Origin of the sequence: Burkholderia lata (genome assembly GCF_902499025.1) — a bacterium.
In the GTDB taxonomy this organism is placed as follows: Bacteria; Pseudomonadota; Gammaproteobacteria; order Burkholderiales; family Burkholderiaceae; genus Burkholderia; species Burkholderia lata_C.
In genome coordinates this window covers 1-22,150 of the sequence record NZ_CABVPW010000055.1, presented here as the reverse complement: position 1 = coordinate 22,150, position 22,150 = coordinate 1, and the positions used below count along the sequence as shown (strand labels likewise).

Below are 22,150 nucleotides of genomic sequence, written 5' to 3'. Positions count from 1 at the left end.
CTTTACTGACCGCCGCCGCGCTGGTTGAACCAGCGGTCGAGCAGCTTGCCGGCCGCTTCGCGTCCGCCGAGGCCGAACGACAGCGCCACCGCCACCGCGATCGCGCCGAGCACGAGGCCGAACGCAAGCTGGACGATCTCGTTCGCGATGCCCATCGCGCGCAGCCCCATCGCGAACACGAGGCCGAGGATCGCGAATTGCGCGATGCGTGCGAACAGCACGCTGTGCTCGCGGTCGGCCTGCTCGATCACGCGGCGCGCGAGGCCCGCGAGCCACACGCCGATCACGAGGATCACGCCGCCCATCAGCACGTGGCCACCGAATTCGATGAACAGCGTGACGACGTCGCGCACCTGCGAGAAGCCAAGCCGGTTCGCGGCTTCGACCGACGCGAACAGCATCGCGAAGAACACGATCAGCCGCGCGACCAGCACCGACGGCTGCAGGATCCCCGAGAACACGCGCTCGACGCCGAGCACGGCCGGCAGCCCGTCGGCGCCCGCGGCTTCCAGCAGCTTCTGCGCGAGCGACGCGACGAAGCGCGCGAAGTAGAACGTCACCAGCACGATCACGATCGCCGCGACGATGTCCGGCACCGCGCCGAGGAACTGGTTCAGCATGTTGGTGGCCGGCACCGAGATCGCGTCGATCTTCAGTGCATCGAGCGCGGAGATCAGCGTCGGCACGAACACGAACACGTAGACGATCGTGCCGATCAGGCTCGACACGCGCACGGGCGTCGGGCTGTCGAGACGCTGCGTAAGGCGGTCGGCGCCGGCGGCGACGAGCAGGTTCGTCACGAGGCCGCGCAGCACGCGCGCGACGATCCAGCCGACGATGCCGATCACCGCGGCCGCGAACAGGTTCGGCACGATCGCGAGCAGCTTGTCGACCATCCCCTGTACCGGCGACAGCAGCCCCGACAGCGCGAACGACGCGAGGATCGCCGGCAGGAACATCAGGATCACGAGCCAGAACAGCACGTCGCCGAGATAGCCGCTCATCGGCTGCATGCCGGCGCCTTCGGACAGCTTGTCGTCGATCTTGCTCGCCTTCAGCGCGCGGTTCGCGAGGCTGCGCAACAGCGACGCGATGAGCCACGCGATCAGCGTCAGCGCCGCGCCGCCGATCAGGTTCGGCAGGTAGTTGACGATGTGGGTGACGAGCAGCGAGAACGGGTTGGAGACCGCATACAGGTTGAGCACGTTGAAGATGCCCACCGCGGTGACGAGCAGCACGAGCCAGAACAGGCCGCCCGCGATGATGCGCTCGACATAGGCGCCCTGGCCGGTGCTTTCGTTGATCCGCTGATCGACCTTCAGCGCACTGAGCAGGCGCATCGCGCCGGCCCGCACCACGACGGCGATCAGCCAGCCGATCACCAGGATGCCGATCGCGCCGGCGATCTTTGGCAGATACCCCCCTAGCGTGGTCTGCAGCGACGTGATGAAGCTGGAAGCATCCATTTCTTCTTCTCCCGAAAACGTGGTGTTGCGATTGAACATCGACGAACTACCTGCGTACTTCGAAAAGCGTGCTGCCCGGTCCGAGCAACTTACCCGAGAAAAATGACGCGATCACCCGATTTCACCTTCTTTAACTTTAGTCATAGATCGCAGGGGGGCAAGACCCCATTTCGTCAAAATAAAAAAGGGCCTGACCTGTCGGCCTCCTACGCATTTCCGCAAGATTTATCCATTCGGGCCGTGCTACCGTGACGTCGGCTCCCGCCCGGACGCGCCGATGACCGTCGAAACGAAACCCGACCAGCCCGCCTGGCTTCGCTACGCGGCCAGCGTGGCGCGCGTCCACGAGACCCTCCGCGCGCACCTCGACGGCCCGCTCGACCTGAACCGGCTCGCCGAAGTCGCGTGCCTGTCGCCGTATCACCGGCAGCGCGTCTATCACGCGCTGTATGGCGAGTCGATCGTGCCGGCGGTGCGGCGGATGCGGATCGTGCGCGCGTCCGAGGCTCTCGTATGTACGGCGCGGCCGATCGACGAGATCGCGCGGCGCGCGGGCTACGGTTCGACGCACGCGTTCGCGCGCGCGTTTCGCGACGCCTACTGCGTGCCTCCCGCACAGCACCGGCGCACGGGCAGCCACCGGCCCATCCATCCGTTACAGCGAGGAGAGGAAGACATGTTCAAGCATGAAGTCGAGATCCGGCGGCTGCCGGAATTACACGGCTATGCAGTGGCGCACACCGGGTCATACATGTTGGTCAGCGACGCATTCATGCGGATCGGTGCGTGGGTCGGGCAGCACGGGCTGATCGGCCCGGGCGCGAAGATGATCGGCATTTTTTACGACGATCCGGACACGACACCCGAAGCGCAGTTGCGCGCGAAAGCCTGCTTCGTGCCGGCCGACGGTGCGCCGGACGTCGAACCCGTGCCGCCGGTGGAACGCACGACGGTGGCGGGCGGCGAATACGCGGTGCTGCTGCATACGGGGCCGTATGCGGACCTGAAGCCAGCCTACCAGTGGCTCTACGGCGACTGGCTGCGTCACTCGGGGCGTGAAGCCGCCGACGCGCCGCCGTTCGAGCTGTACCTCAATACGCCGATGGACGCGGCGCCGGCCGACCTGCGCACCGAGATCTACCTGCCGCTGCGCTGATCGAAAGGCCGGCGCACCGGCACCGGCCCTGAAACGAAGCGCGCCGGCCAGCGTTCACACGCCGCCGGCGCGAATGCGCGGACAAACTTGCTTACGCAGCCTGCGTCCCGCATCCGGGGCAAAACCGCGCGTCGTCCGCCAGCGCCGAGTGGCAGCGGCTGCAGGACTTGCCGCGTTGCGCGGCACCGCACTGCGCGCAGAAGCGTGCATCCGTTGCATTGAGCGCGCCGCAGCCCGCACAGGCAAGCTGGCTCAGCGGCACGTTGCCGCCCTGCCCGCTTCGACTGTCGGCCGGCGCCTGCCAGCCCCAACCGTGGCGATCGCGGCCGCGCGCATCGTGGCCGCCGTGCCCGTCCTGGCGCTGTCCGCCGTGATGCCCGCTACCGTAACCGCTGTTGCCGTGCCCGCCGCCATGGCCACCGCCGTGGCCGCCCAGGATTCGTTTCAGAAAGCTCATCGCCCGCTCCTCAACGCTTGGCCTGCGCGCTGCCGAACGCCCCCGAGGACGACAGCAGCCGCAAACCGTTGGCCACGACGATCAGGCTTGCGCCCGCGTCGGCGAAGACCGCCATCCACATCGTGCCGAGCCCCGCGACCGTGAGGCCGAGGAACACGATCTTCACGCCGAGCGCGAAGCCGATGTTCTGCACCAGGACGCGATGCGTCGCACGCGACAGCCGCACGAACGCGGGGATCTTGCGCAGGTCGTCGTCCATCAGCGCGACGTCGGCCGTCTCGATCGCCGTGTCGGTGCCCATCGCGCCCATCGCGAAACCGATGTCGGCGCGCGCGAGCGCCGGCGCATCGTTGATCCCGTCGCCGACCATCCCGACCGCGCCCGCGCCACCGGCCGACAGCTCCTCGACCGCGGCGAGCTTGTCTTCCGGCAACTGGTTGCCGCGCGCGTCGTCGATGCCGGCCTGCTGCGCGATCGCCTGTGCGGTATGCGGGTTGTCGCCCGTCAGCATCGCGGTGCGGATGCCGAGCGCATGCAGATCGGCGATCGCTTCACGGCTCGTGTCCTTGATCGTGTCGGCCACCGCGAAGATGCCGAGCACGCGCGCTTCGTCGACCAGCACCACGACGCTCTTGCCCTGCCGCTCGAGCGCATCGAGCTTCGCTTCGAGAGCCGTCGAGCAGCGCTCGAGTTCCTCGACGAGACGGTGGTTGCCGAGCCAGTAGCGCGTGCCGTCGATCGTGCCGCGCACGCCGCGCCCGACGATCGCTTCGAAGTCCTGCACATCGGCGAATGCCGTCGTGCCGGCGTCGCGCGCTGCGGCTGCGATCGCCTGCGACACCGGGTGATCGGAGCGCGCCGCAAGGCTCGCGCCGAGATGCCGCACACGCGCGTCGTCGGCGTCGGTCGCATGCAGGTCGAAGTCGGTCTGCACCGGCTTGCCGTGCGTGATCGTGCCGGTCTTGTCGAGCGCGAGCCACGCGAGCTTGCGCCCTTCTTCCAGGTACACGCCGCCCTTCACCAGAATCCCGCGTCGTGCCGCTGCCGCGAGCCCCGATACGATCGTCACCGGCGTCGAGATCACCAGCGCGCACGGACACGCGATCACGAGCAGCACCAGCGCGCGGTAGATCCAGTCGTGCCACGCACCGCCCATCACGAGCGGCGGCACCACCGCGACCAGCAGCGCGACCGCAAACACGATCGGCGTGTAGACCCGTGCGAACTGGTCGACGAAGCGCTGCGTCGGCGCCTTCGCGCCTTGGGCTTCTTCAACCGCGTGGATGATCCGCGCCAGCGTCGAGTTGGCCGCGACGGCCGTCACGCGATATTCGAACGAACCCGATTCGTTGATCGTGCCCGCGTACACGACATCGCCGGTCGTCTTTTCGACGGGCAGGCTCTCGCCGGTGATCGGCGCCTGGTTCACCGTCGAGCGACCCGCGACGACTTCGCCGTCCAGCCCGATCCGCTCGCCCGGCTTCACGCGCACGACTGCACCGAGTGCCACCTGCGCGGCCTCGATCGTGCGCCACGACCCGTCGGCGTCCTGCACGGTCGCGGTGTCCGGCGCGAGCTGCATCAGGCCCTGGATCGCATTGCGCGCCCGGTCGAGCGACTTCGCTTCGATCAGCTCGGCAATCGTGAACAGCACCATCACCATCGCCGCTTCAGGCCACTGGCCGATCGCCATCGCGCCCGTCACCGCGATGCTCATCAGCGCGTTGATGTTCAGGTTGCCGTTGCGGATCGCGATCCAGCCCTTCTTGTACGTGGTGAGCCCGCACGCGAGCACCGCGGCGAGCGCGAGCGCCGCCGACAGCCACACGGGCAGGCCGGCCCAGGTCGCGCCTTCGGATGCGATCGCGGCGACGCCGGCCAGCGCCAGCGGCCACCACGGCTTCGCGGGCGCGTCGGCGACGCGCGCGGCCGGTGCGCCGGGCGCTGCCGCCTCGGGCGTCATCCCGAGCGAGCGGATCGCGCTTTCGATCGCCGGCTGGGCATCCGGCACGTGCTCGACCGTCAGCATCCGCTGCATCAGGTTGAACTCGAGCGCCGACACTTCGCTCATCCCGCCGAGCTTCTTGCGGATCAGCGTTTCCTCGGTCGGGCAGTCCATCTGCATGATCCGGAACGCGGAGCGCACGTGGCCCGACGCGGTCGCCTGCGCGACCGGCAGCGGCGCGAACGTCAGCGCGGCAGGCGCGCAGCAGTCGCCGGCCGCGTGGTCGTGGTCGTGGTCGTGGTCGTGGTCGTGGTCGTGGTCGTGACCGGCATGGTCGTGCGCGGCGCTGCCGTGTGCACAGGCGGCGCCATGGCTATGGCCGTCACCGTGCTCGTGCGCATGGTCATGACCATGGTCGTGGTCGTGTTCCTTGCCGCTGCCGTGGCTGCAACCGGCGCCGTGGATGTGACCCTCTTCACGACCCGCATGCCCGTGATCATGATCATGATCATGATCGTGGTCGTGGTCGTGGTCGTGGTCGTGATCGTGGCTATGGGCACGCGACTGCGCGCCGCGCGCGGCGGCGACCTCGCCGTGCGCGTGCTCGCCGGCCGTCGGCGCCGCGTCGGCGACGGTGGCCGTATCCGTATCGTGCGCGTCGGCGCAGCACGGAGCGGCGCCGCCGGCATGACGGTGTCGTGGGTCGTGGGTACGCTGGGCGTCGGTCATGACAACCTCCTCAATGGCTAACGGTGTAGAGTTAACACCCTGAAGCCACTACAAGGTCAACCCTTCCATGGGAGAAAGGTCATGAAGATCGGCGAACTGGCCAAAGCGGCCCGCTGCACACCCGAGACGATCCGTTTCTACGAGAAAGAGGGTCTGATGCCTGATGCAGAGCGCACCGACTCGAACTACCGCAACTACACCGACGTGCACGTCGAACGGCTGCGCTTCATCCGCAACTGCCGCGCGCTCGACATGGCGCACGACGAAATCCGCGCGCTGCTGCAGCTCACCGACACGCCGGCCGATCCCTGCGATTCGATCAATTCGCTGCTCGACGAACACATCGGGCACGTCGATGCGCGCCTCGCGGAACTCACGCATCTGCGCGACCAGCTCACCGAATTGCGCCGCCAGTGCGTCGGCGAGCATTCGGTCGAGGATTGCGGCATCGTGCACGGTCTCGCGACGATGGAGACCGTCGCCCCGGCCGCGAAGCGCTCGCACCTCGGCTGAAACCCTTGTGAAATATGATAGTCTGGTTGAGAATAGTTATATTCTTACTAGATATACTCTAACTATTCATGTCCACTAGCTGTCCGTCCCCGCTCGCGCTGGCCGTCCTCGCGACGCTCACCGAAACGCCGATGCATCCGTACGGGATGCTGCAGCAACTGAAGGCTCGCGGGTACGACGAAGTCGTCAACGTGCGGCAGCGCACGAGCCTCTACCAGACGATCGACCGGCTGCTGCGCGACGGGATGATCGCGGTGCACGACACCGAACGCGACGGCGCGTTTCCGGAGCGCACGCTGTATGCGCTGACCGAGGCCGGCCACACGGCCGGGCAGGCGTGGCTGCATACGCTGCTCGCGGAGCCCGCGCGTGAATTCCCGGCGTTCGGCGCCGGTCTCGCGTTCCTGCCGCTGCTCGACGCGGAAGATGCACGCCACCAGCTCGAACTTCGGATCGCGCGGCTCGACGCCGAGCGCGAGCGCCTCGAAACGCTGCGCGCCACCGCGCAGGCCGATCAGGTGCCGCGCCTGTTCCTGCTGCAGAACGAGCATGCGCTCGTGCTGCTCAATGCCGAACTCGAATGGGCGCGCAGCGTCGTCGAACACCTGAAGATCGGTGCGCTGCGCTGGGTGAACGGCTGACGAGTCATGCGGGCCGGCGCCCGCCGGCAACGCGCATCGCCCCGATCAAAGCACCTTGCCGGGATTCAGGATGCCGAGTGGATCCAGCGCGGCCTTCAGGCGTCGCATCAGCCCGATTTCCGCGTCGCTGCGCGTATGTGCGAGATAAGGGCGCTTGAGCACGCCGATCCCGTGCTCGGCCGACACCGAGCCGCCCATGTCCCGCACCACCGCGTACACGCAATGATCGAGCGCATCGAGGTCCGCGTCGGTCATCCCGGCCAGCGACACGCCGATATGCACGTTGCCGTCGCCGACATGGCCGAAGAACAGGCACGTGACGTCCGGCCAGCGCGCCCGCAACGCCGCCTCGCAGCGCTCGGCGAATGCGCCGAGTTCGCCGGTCGGCAGGCTCACATCGAAGTTGACGAGACGCGGCAGTGCATCGATCGCGAGACCTTCGCGCAGCGTCCACAGGTCGCGCGCCTGCCGCTCCGACGTCGCGAGCACCGCATCCTCCACGAGCCCTGCGTCGAACCCCTCCGCGAGACCTGTTTCCAGCGCCCGGTGAGCGTCGCCGCCCGGTGCGCTCGTCGCGCATTCGATCAGGATCACGAAGCCATCGTCGCCGACGAACGGCGCCGAAACACCCGGTGTATGACGTGCAACGTAGTCGTAAAACGCCGGCCACATCGCCTCGAAGCTGACGACCTCCGGCAGCATGCGCACGCGGTTCCACAACGCGACCGCCGCGTCGTAGTCGCGCACGCGGCAGAGCGCGGTGACCGGCGCGGCCAGCAACGGATGCAGCCGCAGCACGGCGCGCGTGACGACGCCGAGCGTCCCCTCGCTGCCGATGAACAACTGCTTCAGGTCGTAGCCCGCGTTGTTCTTCAGCATCCGGTTCATCGACGACACGACCGTGCCGTCCGCGAGCACAGCCTCGAGCCCGAGCACCTGCTCGCGCATCATCCCGTAGCGGATTGCGCGCGTGCCGCCCGCGTTGGTCGCGAGCATGCCGCCGATCTGGCATGAGCCGCGCGCACCGAGATCGACACCGAACGTGAAACCCGCCGCTTCCGCGGCTTCCTGCACCGTCTGCAGCGGCGTTCCGGCGCGGACCGTCATCGTGCCGGCCGCCGCGTCGAGCGCGTCGATGCCCGCGAAGCGTTCCATCGACAGCACGACCTCGCCGCCGAGCGCGACGCCGCCACGTGCGAGCCCCGTCAAACCGCCCTGCGGCACGACCGGCTGGCCGAGCCGCGCGCACAGCGCGAGCGTGCGCGACACGTCGTCGACGCTGCGCGGGCGCACCAGCGCGCGCGGCCGCACGCCGGCCGGCTCGTTGTACGCGGTGAAGTAACGCGGATCGATGTCGGCCGAGCGCGTGACGAGCGCGTCGCCCAGTTCGGCTATCAGCACGGCGGCGAGCGCATCGTCCGGCAGTGGCGCGCCGTCCGGTTCGCTGCCCGCGACGGTCGGATTCGAGTTCTGCATCGCGCGCGGCCCCCCTTACTTCGCCGAGATGTCGATATCGCCGAAATACTTCAGGCCGAGCGACTTCACCGTCCCGTCCGCCTTCAGCTTGTCGATCGCCGCATCGAGTTTCGCCTTCAGCGCGCTGTCACCCTTGCGCAGCCCGAATGCGATGCCGCTGCCGAGGATCTTGTCGTCATGCACCGGCTGGCCGACGAACGAGAAACCCTTGCCGTCCGGACGCGACAGGAAGCCGCGCTGGCCGGACGGTGCGAGCACGAGCGTCGCGTCGAGACGGCCCGACACGAGATCCGCGTACGCCTGGTTCTGGTCCTGGTACGCGACGATCGCGACACCGGCCGGCTCCCAGTGCGCCTTCGCGAAGGTTTCCTGGATCGACGCCTGCAGCACGCCGACGCGCTTGCCCTTCAGCGATTCCGGCGTCGGCAGCAGGCCGCTGCCGGTGCGCGCGATCAACTGGGTCGGCACGCGATAGATGATCGTCGTGAAGTCGATCGCCTGGCGCCGCTGTTCGGTCGCGTTCATCGCCGAATTGATCGCGTCGAACTTGCGGCCCTTCAGCGCGGGAATCAGGCCGTCGAACGACGTCTCGACCCATTTGCACGACAGCTTCGCCGTCTGGCAGACGGCATTGCCGACGTCGACGTCGAAGCCCTGCAGGTCGCCGTTCGGCGCCTTCGATTCGAACGGCGGGTATTGCGCTTCGAGGCCGAAGCGCAGCGTCTGCGCATCGGCGAGCGCCGCGCCCGAGCCGATGGCGCACGCGAGTGCGAATGCGAGTTTCAGGGTGGCCGTGTGCTTCATCGTGATCTCCTGTGTCTGGTCGGTGCGACGCTCCCGTCGCCGGTTTCCATACGGGCCTTACAGCGAACGCAGCCGCCGCGCGCCTTCGACCAGCGTCGCGTCGTCCTTCGAAAAACTGAGCCGGATCACGCCGGCGTCGGTGCCGTCGGTATAGAACGCCGACAGCGGAATCGTCGCGACACGCGCGTCGCGGATCAGGCGCAGCACGAAGTCGCTGTCGCTTTCGTCCGAGAAATGCCGGAAGCGCGCGAGCATGAAGAACGAGCCTTCGCTCGGCAGCAGCTCGAATCGGGAATCGGCCAGCTCGCGCGCGAGCAGGTCGCGCTTGGCCTGGTAGAACGCCGACAGCCCAAGATAGCTGTCCGGCCGCGCGAGGATCTCCGCGAACGCGACCTGCATCGGCGTGTCGGCCGCGAACACCATGAACTGGTGCACCTTGCGGATCTCGTCCATCAGCTCGGCCGGCGCGAGGCAATGGCCGACCCGCCAGCCCGTCACGTGGAACGACTTGCCGAACGACGACACGATCACGCTGCGCTCGGCCAGCTCGCGATGACGCGCCACGCTCTGGTGCTGCGCGCCGTCGAACACGACGTGCTCGTAGACTTCGTCGGACAGCACCACGATGCCCGTGTCGCGCGTGAGCTGCGCGAGCCGTTCGAGATCGTCGGCGGAAAACACGGTCGCGGTCGGGTTGTGCGGCGTGTTCACGATGATCATCCGCGTGCGCGGGTTGATCGCCGCGGCGACTTCGTCCCAGTTCACGCGGAAATGCTCGGGCGACAGCTTGATCGCCACCGGCGTCGCGCCCTGCAGCCGCACGATCGGCGCATAGCTGTCGAACGACGGCTCGAAGTAGATCACCTCGTCGCCCGGATGCACGAGCGCGCTGATCGCCGCGTAGAGCCCTTCGCTCGCGCTCGCGATCACCGTGATCTCGGTGGCCGGGTCGTAGCGTGTGCCGTACAGCGCCTCGGTCTTTTCGGCGAGCCGCTCGCGCAGCGCCATGACGCCGGCCATCGGCGCGTACTGGTTGTGCCCGTCGCGCATCGCGCGCGCGACGCCTTCGACGAGCGCCGGATCGGGCGCGAAATTCGGCGCGCCCTGCGACAGGTTCAACGCATCGTGCTGAGCAGCCAGTTGGCCGATCACCGTGAAGATCGTCGTCCCGACGTCGGGCAGTTTCGAACGGGGCGCGGTGGCGCTTCGCATGACTCCTCCTTCTGATGTCCTTCGGGCGGCCCCGCGCGGCGCGCGCGGCCTGCATCTGCCGCATGATTTAGCCCGAGCCAATATCGGCGGACAATCGAAAGTTCGTCATGGCGGCCATGCATTTTTCTCATGGCTCGTGGAGAGGAGCGCGCAGCGGCAAGGCTCAGCTGCCAGGCCGACATGCGAATCAGGCATTTCCCCTAGGGGATGTTACCGGTCGGCCGCCGCCAGGTAGGCGAGCAGCACGGCCCGCAGTTCGTCGCGCAGCGCGGCGATGTCGAACGCGGGCCCGAGCGTCAGCAACGCCTGCGAGAGACCGCCGTAGCAGATCGTGTGGGCCATCCGCGCGAGCCCGTCGAGCCGCGCGGCCGGCGGCGGATCGGCCGCGTGCGCAAGCGCGTCGCGCCACAGCGCGACATACGCGTCGTAATGCCGGCGGTAGGCGGTAAGCGGCGACACCTGCCGCTCCAGCGCGAAGAGCGCGCCCCACAGCGCGGTGTCGGCGCCGATCGCCTCGACCTGCAGGTCGACGAGCGCGGCGGCCAGTTCGCCCCGCGGCACGCCGCGCAGCCGCGCGATGGCGTCGCGCAGCCGGTCGGCCAACACCTGCACGTGCCGGTGGATGCAGAGCGCCGCGAGGCTCTGCTTGTCGCCGAAATACTCGTAGAACGTGCCGATGCTGACGCCCGTGACAGCCGCGATCTCGCGGATCGTCGCCTTCGCGTAGCCGCGTTCGAGCAAAAGCTGAACGAACGCCTGCTGCAGCGCGTCGGAACTCGCCTGCGCGCGCGACTGGCGCGGCCGGCGGCGCAACGCTGGCGCGGGTTGCGCCGCCGGCTGGCCGGGCGGCGCCGGAACCTGAACATGTCGCGGCGGCATATTTGCTACTCTGGAAATCAGCAGGGAATGCGTTTTACCGGGGGCCGGCGCCGGCGCCGAAGTGTCATCCGTGCGGCATGACGCCGGCCGCCCGCGAAGCATGAGACCGGAGACAACCTCGATGACCGAATCGACTCACGCCGTCACGAACCAGTTCGACGAACTGGTCGACTATAACCTCTTCGCGACGGACATCGCACTGCGCGACGCGCTCACCCGCGCGGGCGCCGACTGGGCCATGCCGCAGCTCGACGCGTACGGCGCGCGGCTCGGCAGCGCCGACACCGCGCGGCTTGCCGACGAAGCGAACCACCACACACCGGAGCTGCACACCTTCGACCGGCGCGGCCGGCGCATCGACCGCGTCGACTTCCACCCGGCGTGGCACACGCTGCTCGGCCAGTACCGCCACGAGGGCTTCGTGTCGCTCGCGTTCCGCGACACGCGCCGCGGCCGCTGGGCCGCGACCGCGGCCGGCTTCTACCTGCATGGCCAGATCGAGGCCGGCACGCTGTGCCCGGCGACGATGACGCAGGCCGCGATCCCCGTGCTGCAGAAGGAGCCCGCGCTGTGGGACCTGCTGCGCGACAAGCTCTACAGCAACGACTACGATCCGCGCGACGTGCCGGTCGCCGACAAGCGCTCGATCTGGTTCGGCATGGGCATGACCGAGAAACAGGGCGGCTCCGACGTGCGCGCGAACACGACGCTCGCGACCGCCGTCGGCGCGGGCGGACGCGGCGGCGAATACCGGCTGCGCGGCCACAAGTGGTTTTTCTCCGCGCCGATGTGCGACGCGCACCTCGTCGTCGCGCGCACCGAAGCCGGCAGCCCGTCGTGCTTCTACGTGCCGCGCTGGCGGCCGGACGGCACGAAGAACACGGTCGAGATCCAACGACTGAAGGACAAGGTCGGCAACCGCAGCAACTCGAGCAGCGAGATCGAGCTGAACGACGCGTGGGGCATCATGCTCGGCGACGAAGGCCGCGGCATTCCGACCATCATCGAGATGGCCACCTACACGCGGTTGAACTGCGTGCTCGGCAGCGCGGCGATGCTGCGCCAGGGCGTCGTGCAGGCGATCGCGTACACGCGCCAGCGCCATGCATTCGGCCGCGCCCTCGCCGAGCAGCCGCTGATGCGTACCGTGCTGGCCGATCTCGCGCTCGAAAGCGAAGCGGCGCTGTCACTGTCGATGCGTCTCGCCGACGCGTTCGAACGCGACGACTCGCCGCGCGAACGCGCCTGGAAGCGCATCGTCACGCCCGCCGCGAAATTCTGGGTGTGCAAGCGCGCGGTCGAGCTGACCGGCGAGGTGATGGAAGTGTTCGGCGGCAACGGTTATGTCGACGACGGCCCGATCGCGCGGCTGTTTCGCGAGGCGCCCGTCAACTCGATCTGGGAAGGCTCGGGCAACGTGATGTGCCTCGACGTGCTGCGCGCGATATCGCGCGAACCCGACGCGGCCGCCGCGCTGTTCGCCGAACTCGCCGACCTCGGCGCGGGCGAACCGCGCATCCGCGCGGCGCTCGACGCACTGCGCACGATGCTCGCGGCGCCGGCCGACACGCTCGAGGCGTCGGGCCGCGTGTTCGCCCAGCGGCTCGCGGTGGTCGCGCAGGCGTGCCTGCTGCGCCGCGATGCGCCGGCGGCCGTCGCCGATGCGTTCGTCGCGACGCGGCTCGCCGCGCCCGATTGGGGCCGCATCGCAGGCGGCTTCGACCCGCACGCGATCGACGTCGCCGCGCTGCTGCAGCGCGCGTACCCGGCCTGATGCCGTTTCGGACAGCTTGGTACGACCCAGTTTGCCTTCGTTCGCCCGCCCGGAGTCCCGATGAACCTCGTCGCCGCCCTCGACCGCGCCGCCCGTGCGACGCCCGACAAGCCGTTCCTCGTCAGCGAATCCGCGACGATCACCTATGCCGCCGCGCGCGAGCGCTCGCACCGCGCGGCAGCCGTGCTGAGCGCGCTCGGCATCGCGGCCGGCGACCGCGTCGCCGCGATGTGCTTCAACACGCCGGCCTTCGTCGACCTGATGTTCGGCGCGTGGCGGCTGGGTGCGACGTTCGTGCCGATCAACCACAAGCTGCAGGCGCCGGAAGTCGACTACGTGCTCGAACACAGCCGCAGCAAGGTGCTGCTGTTCGACGTGGCGCTCGCGCCGGTGACCGAACGCCTCGTGCATCCCGCGCGACGGCTCGTGACCGAAGGCGAGCTCGACGGCGTGCCGTGCTTCGACACGCTGTGCGCGACGATGGACGGCCTCGCGGGTATCGAGCCGGCCGACGGCGACATCGCGCAGATCCTCTATACGTCCGGCACGACCGGCCACCCGAAAGGCTGCGTGCACAGCCACCGCACCGTGACGCTCGCCGCGATGCAGGCAGCGCTCGCAACCGGCATCGGCCGCAACGAGCGCACGCTGATGGCGATGCCGATCTGGCATTCGTCGCCGCTCAACAACTGGTTCGGCGGCACGCTGGTCGCAGGCGGCACCGTCGTGCTGCTGCGCGAATACCATCCGCTGCGATTCCTGCAGACCGTCGAGCGCGAGCGCGTGACGCTTTACTTCGGCGCACCGGTGTCGTACCTGCTGCCGCTCGACACGATCGACGGCTTCGCGGCGTTCGACCTGTCGAGCGTGCGCGCCTGGCTGTACGGCGGCGGTCCGATCGGACCCGCGCAGGCCGAACGGCTCGCGCACGCGTATCGCAGCGACGCGTTCTTCCAGGTGTACGGCATGACGGAAGCGGGCCCGGCCGGCACGACGCTGTATCCGGACGAGCAGATCGCGAAGGCCGGTTCGATCGGCCGCACGGGCGGCCCGGGCGTCGACCTGCGCGTCGTGCGGATGGACGGCATCGACGCGCAGCCGGGCGAGACCGGCGAGATCTGGCTGAAGACCGACAGCATGATGCTCGGCTATCTCGACGACGCGGCCGCGACACGCGCCGCGTTCGCGCCGGGCGGCTGGTATCGCACCGGCGACATCGCGCGGATCGATCAGGATGGCTACCTGTTCATCGTCGATCGGCTGAAGGACATGATCGTGACGGGCGGCGAGAACGTCTACTCGAAGGAAGTGGAGGACGTGCTCGGCGCGCACCCGGACATCGCCGAGGCGGCCGTCGTCGGCGTCCCGCATCCGGACTGGGGCGAGACGGTCGTCGCACATGTGGTGCTGCGCGCGAACGCGGCGCCCGATGCGGATGCGTTGCGCGCGTTCTGCGGCGAGCGACTCGCCGCGTACAAGATCCCGCGCGAATTCACGTTCGCGCAGGCACTGCCGCGCACGCCGACGGGCAAGCTGCAGAAGTTCCTGCTGCGCGTGCGTCGCGACTAGCCGCTTGCCCGACTGCAAAAAAAAAGCCACCCGGCCCGACGGCCCGGTGGCTTTTTCCTGATCGGCCAGGCAGCGACATTCGCCACCGCCCGTGCGTCACATCACAGGCTGCTTACTTGCCGCCGATGCTCTTCAGCGGCTTCCACTCGCCCTTCTCGACCTTGTACATCGTGATGCCGCCGTTCTTCAGGTCGCCCTTCGCGTCATACGCGACGTGCGTCGACGTGACACCGGCCATGTCGCTCTTCGCGAGCACCGGCAGGTACTTCGCCGGATCGGTCGAATCGGCCTTCTTCATCGCGTTGAGCATCGCCATCGCGCCGTCGTACGCGTACGGCGAGTACGTCTGCACGTCTTCGCCGAAACGCTTCTTGTACTTGTCGGCGTAGGCCTTGCCGCCCGGCATTTCTTCCAGCGGGAGACCGGCCAGCGAAGCGATCGTGCCGTCGGCCGCGTTGCCCGCGATCTTCAGGAACGTCGGCGTCTTCACCATTTCGCCGCTCATCAGCGGTGCGGTGATGCCGAGCGTCTTCATCTGCTTGACCATCGGCGCTGCCTGCGAATCCGCGCCACCGTAGTAGATGAGATCCGGCTTCGCCGACTTCAGCTTCGTCAGGATTGCCTTGAAGTCCACGGCCTTGTCGTTCGTGAACTCACGGTCGACGATCGATGCGCCGCCGGCCTTCGCGGCCTTCTCGAACTGGTCGGCGAGACCCTGGCCGTAGGCCGTGCGGTCGTCGACGATCGCGATCTTCTTCATGCCGAGATCCTTCGACGCGAACGTGCCGGCCACCGAGCCCTGCTGGGTGTCGGACGTCATCATGCGGAAGGTCGTCTTGTAGCCTTGCTGCGTGTATTCCGGCGCCGTCGCCATTGCGATTTCCGGAATGCCTGCGTTCGCGTAGATGCGCGAAGCCGGGATCGTCGTGCCCGAGTTGAAGTGGCCGAGCATGCCCTTGATGCCGTCGTCGACGAGCTTCTGCGCGACCGTCGTGCCCGTGCGCGGGTCAGCCTGGTCGTCCTGCGTGTTGAGCACGAACTTCACCGGCTTGCCGCCGATCTTCGGGTTCGTCGCGTTGAAGTCTTCCAGCGCGAGCACGATCCCGTTCTGCATATCCTTGCCGTAGTGCGCCTGCGCACCCGTCATCGGCCCTGCGTAACCGATCTTCACGTCATCCGCATGGGCCGTCCCCGCCAGCGACATGACGGCGACAAACGTCGCGCCTGCCAGCTTTTTCATCGTGTGTTGCATAGCATCTCCTTGGTACCAGGGTAAATGGAGCGGCTTCGGGATCGCCTTGCCGCTTCCTTTGTTTGATCCGAACGGCAAGGATGATCAGCCGATCGTCATCAAATTCGCATTGCCACCCGCCGCGGCCGTGTTCACGCTCACCGAGCGCTCCGTCAGCAGCCGTTCCAGCGCGTAATCTTCCGCATCGCCGTTCTCGAACGCGCCCACCGACACGCCCTGCACCGACACGATCGGGCCCGGCCGCTGCGCGACGTCCTTCACCAGCGTCTGCAGTTCGTCGCTGTCGCCTTCGAACAGCACCGCGTCGAACGGCGCGTCGGCCTGCTTGCGCACGGCCGCATGCGCCTTCAGCGATGCCGGCAGCGCGGCGACCAGCGCCTCGCCGGCCGCGCCCGCGAACAGCGCACGGTTACCGGTCGCCAGCACGGCCGCGAACTGCGCGCGCGCACCGCCCGGCGTCGCCGCGACGCACAACACCGTGCCGCGCGGGCCGAGTGTATACGTGTTTCGCTCACCGGTCGGGCCGCTCAGCACCGCGGTCGCACCGGCCGGCACCTGCGCCAGATAGCCGTCGCAACGTGCCGCCAGTGCCGGCTCGCGCTGCTCGATCAGCCAGTCGCGCAGCGTGGTCAGCGCCGCCGCCGGGTTGCCGCGCGTATCGCCTTCCACCGCGCCGTCCGCGATCAGCGTCTGCGCGAGCGAACGCGGCAGGCCTGACGGACGTGTCGCGAGCAGGCGCTGCAGGTACAGCGCGCCGCCGGCCTTCGGGCCCGTGCCCGACAGCCCTTCGCCGCCGAACGGCTGCACGCCGACCACCGCGCCGATCACGTTGCGGTTCACGTAGATGTTGCCGACGTGCGCATTCGAGATCACGTGTGCGATCGTCTCGTCGATCCGCGTGTGGATGCCGAGCGTCAGGCCGTAGCCGGTCGCGCGGATCTGCTCCAGCAGCTTGTCGAGCTGGCTGCGGCGGTAGCGCACCACGTGCAGCACCGGGCCGAACACTTCGCGCTTCAGCTCGTCGATGCTGCCGATCTCGATCAGCGTCGGCGGCACGAACGTACCGTGCGCGCAGGCCTCGGGCGCCGGCAGCTGCGTGACGCCGTGCCCCTTGTCCTTCATCGCCGCGACGTGCGTGTCGATCGTCTGCTTCGCTTCACCGTCGATCACCGGGCCGACGTCCGTCGACAGCCGGTCGGGGTTGCCGAGCGCCAGTTCGTGCATCGCACCCTTGAGCATCGTCAGCGTGCGGTCCGCAACATCGTCCTGCAGACACAGAACGCGCAGCGCCGAACACCGTTGACCGGCCGAGTCGAAAGACGACTGCATCACGTCCGCGACGACCTGCTCCGCGAGCGCCGACGAGTCGACGATCATCGCGTTCTGGCCGCCCGTTTCGGCGATCAGCGGGATCGGCTTGCCGTCCGGGTCGAGGCGCGCGGACAGCGTCTTGTTGATCAGGCGCGCGACTTCGGTCGAGCCGGTGAACATCACCGCGCGGGTACGCGCGTCGGCCACCAGCGCCGCGCCGACGGTTTCGCCGGTGCCCGGCAGCAGCTGTACCGCACCGGCAGGCACGCCGGCCTCGCGCAGCAGGCGCACGGCCTGCGCGGCGATCAGCGGCGTCTGTTCGGCCGGCTTCGCGAGCACCGTGTTGCCGGCGGCGAGTGCCGCGGCGACCTGGCCCATGAAGATCGCGAGCGGGAAGTTCCACGGGCTGATACAGACCACGGGGCCCAGCGGACGGTGCGTGTCGTTCGAGAATTCATCGCGGATCTGCGCGGCGTAGTAGCGCAGGAAGTCGACCGCTTCGCGGATCTCGGCGATCGCGTTCGGCAGCGACTTGCCGGCTTCGCGCACGATCAGGCCCATCAGCGTATGCATCTGCGCTTCGAGCAGGTCGGCCGCACGCACCAGGCAATCGGCACGCGCATCGACCGGCGTTGCCTGCCAGATCGGCGCGGCGGCCACCGCGTGCGCGAGCGCCGCGCTCACGTGTTCGGCCGTCGCTTCGCTGACCGTACCCACCAGGTCGCGCTGGTCGGCCGGGTTGCGCACGTCGCGGGCCGGCGCGTCGGCGAGCGTGTCGTCGGCGAGCATCGGCGCCGCGCGCCACGGGAAATGCGCGCTCGCGAGCAGCGCGGACGACAGCGACGCGAGACGGTGTTCGTTCGACAGGTCGAGGCCCATCGAGTTGGGACGCTCGTCGCCGTACAGGTGGCGCGGCAGCGGGATCTTCGCGTGCGGCGCGCCGAGCGGCACGACCTTCGACGCCTCATCGACCGGATCGGCGACCAGCTCCTTCACCGCCACGGTCTTATCCGCGATGCGGTTCACGAACGACGTGTTCGCGCCGTTCTCGAGCAGGCGGCGCACCAGGTACGCGAGCAGCGTCTCGTGCGTGCCGACCGGTGCGTACACGCGGCACGGACGGTTCAGCTTGTCGCGGCCCGTGACTTCCTCGTACAGCGGCTCGCCCATCCCGTGCAGGCACTGGAATTCGTACTGGCCCGGGTAGTAGTTCTGGCCCGCGAGCTGGTAGATCGCGGCCAGCGTGTGCGCGTTGTGCGTCGCGAACTGCGGGTAGACGGCATCCGGCGCCGCGAGCAGCTTCTTCGCGCACGCGAGGTACGACACGTCGGTGTAGATCTTGCGCGTGTAGACCGGATAGCCTTCGAGGCCGTCGACCTGCGCACGCTTGATCTCGGTATCCCAGTACGCGCCCTTCACGAGGCGGATCATCAGGCGGTGACGGCTGCGGCGCGCGAGATCGATCAGGTAGTCGATCACGAACGGGCAGCGCTTCTGGTAGCCCTGCACGACGAAGCCGATGCCGTTCCAGCCCGCGAGATCCGGGTCGAAGCACAGCGCTTCCAGCAGGTCGAGCGACAGCTCGAGGCGGTCGGCTTCTTCCGCGTCGATGTTCAGGCCGATGTCGTAGCGGCGTGCGAGCAGCGCGAGCGCGCGCACGCGCGGCAGCAGCTCGCTCATCGTGCGGTCCTGCTGCGAGCGCGAGTAGCGCGCGTGCAGCGCCGACAGCTTGATCGAGATGCCCGGGCCTTCGTAGATGCCGCGGCCGCCGGCCGCCTTGCCGATCGCGTGGATCGCCTGTTCGTACGACGCGTAGTAGCGCTGCGCATCCTCTTCGGTCGTCGCCGCTTCGCCGAGCATGTCGTACGAGTAGCGGAAGCCGCGCGCTTCGTACTTGCGGCTGTTCGCCAGTGCTTCGGAAATCGTCTCGCCGGTGACGAACTGCTCGCCCATCAGGCGCATCGCCATGTCGACGCCCTTGCGGATCAGCGGCTCGCCGCCGCGGCCGATCAGGCGCGTCAGCGCCGACGACAGCCCTGCTTCGCTGTTGGTCGTCACGAGCTTGCCGGTGATCATCAGCCCCCAGGTCGCCGCGTTCACGAACAGCGACGGCGCGTGGCCGACGTGCGAACGCCAGTCGCCCTTGCTGATCTTGTCGCGGATCAGCGCATCGCGCGTCGCGCGATCGGGAATGCGCAGCAGCGCTTCGGCGAGGCACATCAGCGCGACGCCTTCCTGGCTCGACAGCGAGAACTCGTGGATCAGCCCTTCGACGCCGCCGCCGGAGCTCTTCTCGCGCAGCGCCTCGACGAGCTTCGTCGCGAGCGCCTGCACGTCCGCCTGGAGGTTCGCGGGCAGGCGCGCCTGACCGAGCAGGAACGGCACGCATTCCGGCTCGGGGCGGCGGTACGCAGCCGTGATCGCCGCGCGCAGCACCGATTGCGGTTGCACGTTCTGCGCGAACTCGAGGAACGGATGCGGCGAGTTGTCGTCGTCGCCGTCCGAGGCCTGACCGTCGGCGAGCTCCGTCACGCCGCTGTGGCCCGACAGCTCGGGCGGCAACTGGCCGTGCTCGATCCGCTCGAGGTACGCGAAGATCGCCTGCTTGATCAGCCAGTGGGGAGTGCGCTCGAGACGCGCAGCGGCGTCCTTGAGGCGCGAGCGGAGAAGGTCGTCGACTTTGACGCCGAGAGTCGTGCTTGCCATGGTGGGTTCGTGCGCCGGTGCGAGCCCGGCAATGTGGTGTGAGAGGATGCGCGAAATCCTACGGCACGCAATAAAAAGGTGCAACCAAATTGCAAGATAGGTTGCACCCACAAGTTAGTCAATATAATCAGCCACTTATGCGGTTGCAACCTAGGGGTTGCCCGTGGTCGGAGGATCGGTGTTTTCCCTGAGCGAGCCGGTTTGACACGCGTGCGCAACCTTCCGCGCGCGTGGCGACGGACGAAAACGGGTTGCACTGGGTGTGACGGCGGGTGTGGCGCCGGAGCGCGGCCGGGCGGCAAAAGACGATTCAGGGGTGCCCGGTGGCCCGGGTCTCGATGCGGCGGCGCTGCCGCGCGACAGTCGCGCGGGCGCCGCTCAGATATCCAGCGGATCGACCTCGACGCTCCACCGCAGCACGCCCTTCAGCGCGCGCAGCTCCGGCTGCCACGCGCGCAGCGCATGCTGCAGCGCCGCCCGCGATGCGCTTTCGAGCAGCAACTGCGCGCGATGGACGTTCGCGACCTTGACGATCGTCATCGGCACCGCGTCGTACACGGTCACGCGATCGGCGCCGGGCAGCCCCGGCAACGCGGCCGCGGCTTGCAGCAGGAACGCGAGCGCCGCGTCGAGCGTGCGCCCTTCGGCGCGCAGCAGCGCCTGGTAGACGAACGGTGGCAGGTGCGCGTCGCGGCGCTCGCCGAGCGTCGAATTCGCGAAGCCGACGTAATCCTGCCGCCCGAGCGCGTGGTACAGCGCGTGACGCGGGTAACGCGTCTGCACGAGCACTTCGCCCGGCAACCCGGCGCGCCCCGCTCGGCCGCTCACCTGCATCAGCTGCGCGAACAGCCGTTCGCTCGCGCGGAAGTCGTGCGAGAAGAGCGCGGTGTCGGCATTGAGCACACCGACGAGCGACACGCGCTGGAAGTCGTGCCCCTTGGCAATCATCTGCGTGCCGACGAGGATATCGACCTCGCCCGCGTGCACATCGGAAAAGAGCGCCTGCGCGCTGCCCTTGCGGCGTGTGCTGTCCGCGTCGATCCGCAGCACGCGCGCACCCGGCACGGCCTCGGCGAGCGCCTCCTCGATGCGTTGCGTGCCGCGCCCGAGCGGCGCGATGTCGACGTTCCCGCACTCGGGGCACGATCGCGGAATGCGCGATTCCCAGCCGCAGTGATGGCAGCGCAGCGCGTGCTCGGGCTTGTGCAGCACGACGTACGCGCTGCAGCGCGGGCAGCCGGCGACCCAGCCGCACGCATCGCACGCGAGCTGCGGTGCGTAGCCGCGCCGGTTCAGGAACACGAGGCTTTGCTCGCCGCGCTCGAGCCGCGCCTTCAGCGCCGCGACGAGCGGCCCGGACAACCCGCCCATCGACGCGCGCCCGCGCCGTCGCTCCTCTTCGAGGTCGATCAGCCGCACGGTCGGCAGCGTCGCGTCGGCCACCGCGCGGCGCGACAGCGTGAGCCGCGTGTAGCGGCCCTGCTCGGCCTGCCACCAGCTTTCGAGCGACGGCGTCGCCGAGCCGAGCACGACCGTGATGCCGAGTTGCTTCGCGCGCCACACGGCGAGATCGCGCGCCGAATAGCGCAGCCCTTCCTGCTGCTTGTACGCGGGCTCGTGTTCCTCGTCGACGACGATCAGCGCGAGCGTCGGCATCGACGCGAGCACCGCGAGGCGCGTGCCGAGCACGATCCGCGCGCGGCCCGTATGCGCGGCGAGCCAGTTGCGCGCGCGCTCGCCCTCGGCGAGCCCGCTGTGCAGCGTGACGATTGCATCGTCGGCGAGCGCCCCCGCGAAGCGCGCGCGAAACGCGGCCTCGAACTGCGGCGTCAGGTTGATTTCGGGGACGAGCACGAGCGCCTGCGCGTCCGGCCGTGCGTTAAGCAGCGACGCAAGCGCATGCAGATAGACCTCGGTCTTGCCGCTGCCGGTCACGCCGTGCAGCAGGAACGGGGCGAAGCCCTGCGCGGCGTGGATCGCGTCGAGCGCCTCGGTCTGCTGGTCCGTGAGCGCCGGCGGCACAGTTCGTCCACCGGCTGCCAACAGGTTATCCACAGCTTTGGGCACAGGCGCATCGGCCCAGCCGATCTCCTCGACGTCGACCCAGCCGCGCGCCGCCCAGTCGTCGAGCGTCGCGGCCGCCTTCGGGTGCAGCGCGCGCGCATCGGGCAACGCCAGCGAGCCGGTGTCGACCAGCGCCTGCGCAAGCCGCCGCAGCGCGGCCCCGCGTGCGGGCAGCGCATCGGGCAGCGCCGCGCGG

The 22,150-nt window shown here is 68.7% G+C and carries 15 protein-coding genes; 5 read left to right on the top strand and 10 right to left on the bottom strand.

All coding sequences use genetic code 11. From position 1 onward, the window contains the following. Positions 1-2: 2 nt before the first annotated feature. Positions 3-1,466 carry a mechanosensitive ion channel gene (locus tag BDI24065_RS36735; protein WP_175035290.1) on the bottom strand — a complete coding sequence of 488 codons (1,464 nt, stop codon included), beginning with the start codon at positions 1,464-1,466 and terminating at the stop codon, positions 3-5. A gap of 277 nt (positions 1,467-1,743) precedes the next feature. On the opposite strand from BDI24065_RS36735, the gene BDI24065_RS36730 reads away from it, so the two are divergent. Then, positions 1,744-2,622 carry an AraC family transcriptional regulator gene (locus BDI24065_RS36730; protein WP_175035289.1) on the top strand — a complete coding sequence of 293 codons (879 nt, stop codon included), beginning with the start codon at positions 1,744-1,746 and terminating at the stop codon, positions 2,620-2,622. A 91-nt stretch (positions 2,623-2,713) separates the two neighbouring features. Here the strand turns inward: BDI24065_RS36730 and BDI24065_RS36725 are convergent, their stop codons facing one another. Together BDI24065_RS36725 and BDI24065_RS36720 are read right to left on the bottom strand one after the other, a co-directional pair. Then, positions 2,714-3,079 carry a zinc ribbon domain-containing protein gene (locus tag BDI24065_RS36725; protein WP_175035288.1) on the bottom strand — a complete coding sequence of 122 codons (366 nt, stop codon included), beginning with the start codon at positions 3,077-3,079 and terminating at the stop codon, positions 2,714-2,716. 10 nt (positions 3,080-3,089) lie between these two features. Next, positions 3,090-5,753 carry a heavy metal translocating P-type ATPase gene (locus BDI24065_RS36720; RefSeq protein ID WP_175035287.1) on the bottom strand — a complete coding sequence of 888 codons (2,664 nt, stop codon included), beginning with the start codon at positions 5,751-5,753 and terminating at the stop codon, positions 3,090-3,092. 81 nt (positions 5,754-5,834) lie between these two features. Between BDI24065_RS36720 and cadR the strand changes: the two genes are divergently transcribed. After that, on the top strand, positions 5,835-6,266 hold the full coding sequence (cadR, locus tag BDI24065_RS36715; RefSeq protein WP_011350541.1) for a Cd(II)/Pb(II)-responsive transcriptional regulator: 432 nt from the start codon (positions 5,835-5,837) through the stop codon (positions 6,264-6,266). 68 nt (positions 6,267-6,334) lie between these two features. Next, positions 6,335-6,907: a PadR family transcriptional regulator gene (locus tag BDI24065_RS36710; protein ID WP_175035286.1), complete on the top strand. Its 573-nt coding sequence runs from the start codon at positions 6,335-6,337 to the stop codon at positions 6,905-6,907. Positions 6,908-6,952: 45 nt separating this feature from the next. On the opposite strand, the gene BDI24065_RS36705 is transcribed toward BDI24065_RS36710, so the two are convergent. The 4 genes from BDI24065_RS36705 to BDI24065_RS36690 form a co-directional block, all read right to left on the bottom strand. Beyond that, positions 6,953-8,383 (bottom strand): FAD-binding oxidoreductase, encoded by a 1,431-nt coding sequence (locus BDI24065_RS36705; protein WP_175035285.1) that lies wholly within the window; start codon positions 8,381-8,383, stop codon positions 6,953-6,955. A gap of 15 nt (positions 8,384-8,398) precedes the next feature. Further along, positions 8,399-9,187, bottom strand: coding sequence for an ABC transporter substrate-binding protein (locus BDI24065_RS36700; protein WP_175035284.1), 789 nt, complete (start codon positions 9,185-9,187; stop codon positions 8,399-8,401). A 57-nt stretch (positions 9,188-9,244) separates the two neighbouring features. After that, on the bottom strand, positions 9,245-10,399 hold the full coding sequence (locus BDI24065_RS36695; protein ID WP_175035283.1) for a pyridoxal phosphate-dependent aminotransferase: 1,155 nt from the start codon (positions 10,397-10,399) through the stop codon (positions 9,245-9,247). A 210-nt stretch (positions 10,400-10,609) separates the two neighbouring features. Next, on the bottom strand, positions 10,610-11,278 hold the full coding sequence (locus BDI24065_RS36690) for a TetR/AcrR family transcriptional regulator (RefSeq protein WP_175035282.1): 669 nt from the start codon (positions 11,276-11,278) through the stop codon (positions 10,610-10,612). 121 nt (positions 11,279-11,399) lie between these two features. Here BDI24065_RS36690 and BDI24065_RS36685 point away from each other — a divergent pair, with 121 nt between their 5' ends. After that, a complete protein-coding gene (locus tag BDI24065_RS36685; protein WP_175035281.1) occupies positions 11,400-13,052 on the top strand; it encodes an acyl-CoA dehydrogenase family protein in 1,653 nt (550 codons plus the stop codon). 60 nt (positions 13,053-13,112) lie between these two features. Beyond that, positions 13,113-14,621, top strand: a complete 1,509-nt coding sequence (locus BDI24065_RS36680; RefSeq protein ID WP_175035280.1) for a class I adenylate-forming enzyme family protein — start codon at positions 13,113-13,115, stop codon at positions 14,619-14,621. A 112-nt stretch (positions 14,622-14,733) separates the two neighbouring features. Here BDI24065_RS36680 and BDI24065_RS36675 read toward each other — a convergent pair whose 3' ends face one another. The 3 genes from BDI24065_RS36675 to BDI24065_RS36665 form a co-directional block, all read right to left on the bottom strand. Further along, entirely contained in the window at positions 14,734-15,873 is a 1,140-nt protein-coding gene (locus BDI24065_RS36675; protein WP_174940214.1) for a branched-chain amino acid ABC transporter substrate-binding protein, read from the bottom strand. A gap of 84 nt (positions 15,874-15,957) precedes the next feature. Then, positions 15,958-19,890 (bottom strand): trifunctional transcriptional regulator/proline dehydrogenase/L-glutamate gamma-semialdehyde dehydrogenase, encoded by a 3,933-nt coding sequence (putA, locus tag BDI24065_RS36670; RefSeq protein WP_175035279.1) that lies wholly within the window; start codon positions 19,888-19,890, stop codon positions 15,958-15,960. A gap of 378 nt (positions 19,891-20,268) precedes the next feature. After that, positions 20,269-22,150, bottom strand: a 1,882-nt coding sequence (locus tag BDI24065_RS36665; RefSeq protein WP_175035278.1) for a primosomal protein N', incomplete at its 5' end; no start/stop codon positions are given.

Coding starts and splice junctions, on each gene's coding strand:
- BDI24065_RS36735 (WP_175035290.1), bottom strand. CDS start 1,466: ATGGATGCTTCCAGCTTCATCACGTCGCTGCAGACCACGCTAGGGGGG.
- BDI24065_RS36730 (WP_175035289.1), top strand. CDS start 1,744: ATGACCGTCGAAACGAAACCCGACCAGCCCGCCTGGCTTCGCTACGCG.
- BDI24065_RS36725 (WP_175035288.1), bottom strand. CDS start 3,079: ATGAGCTTTCTGAAACGAATCCTGGGCGGCCACGGCGGTGGCCATGGC.
- BDI24065_RS36720 (WP_175035287.1), bottom strand. CDS start 5,753: ATGACCGACGCCCAGCGTACCCACGACCCACGACACCGTCATGCCGGC.
- cadR (WP_011350541.1), top strand. CDS start 5,835: ATGAAGATCGGCGAACTGGCCAAAGCGGCCCGCTGCACACCCGAGACG.
- BDI24065_RS36710 (WP_175035286.1), top strand. CDS start 6,335: ATGTCCACTAGCTGTCCGTCCCCGCTCGCGCTGGCCGTCCTCGCGACG.
- BDI24065_RS36705 (WP_175035285.1), bottom strand. CDS start 8,383: ATGCAGAACTCGAATCCGACCGTCGCGGGCAGCGAACCGGACGGCGCG.
- BDI24065_RS36700 (WP_175035284.1), bottom strand. CDS start 9,187: ATGAAGCACACGGCCACCCTGAAACTCGCATTCGCACTCGCGTGCGCC.
- BDI24065_RS36695 (WP_175035283.1), bottom strand. CDS start 10,399: ATGCGAAGCGCCACCGCGCCCCGTTCGAAACTGCCCGACGTCGGGACG.
- BDI24065_RS36690 (WP_175035282.1), bottom strand. CDS start 11,278: ATGCCGCCGCGACATGTTCAGGTTCCGGCGCCGCCCGGCCAGCCGGCG.
- BDI24065_RS36685 (WP_175035281.1), top strand. CDS start 11,400: ATGACCGAATCGACTCACGCCGTCACGAACCAGTTCGACGAACTGGTC.
- BDI24065_RS36680 (WP_175035280.1), top strand. CDS start 13,113: ATGAACCTCGTCGCCGCCCTCGACCGCGCCGCCCGTGCGACGCCCGAC.
- BDI24065_RS36675 (WP_174940214.1), bottom strand. CDS start 15,873: ATGCAACACACGATGAAAAAGCTGGCAGGCGCGACGTTTGTCGCCGTC.
- putA (WP_175035279.1), bottom strand. CDS start 19,890: ATGGCAAGCACGACTCTCGGCGTCAAAGTCGACGACCTTCTCCGCTCG.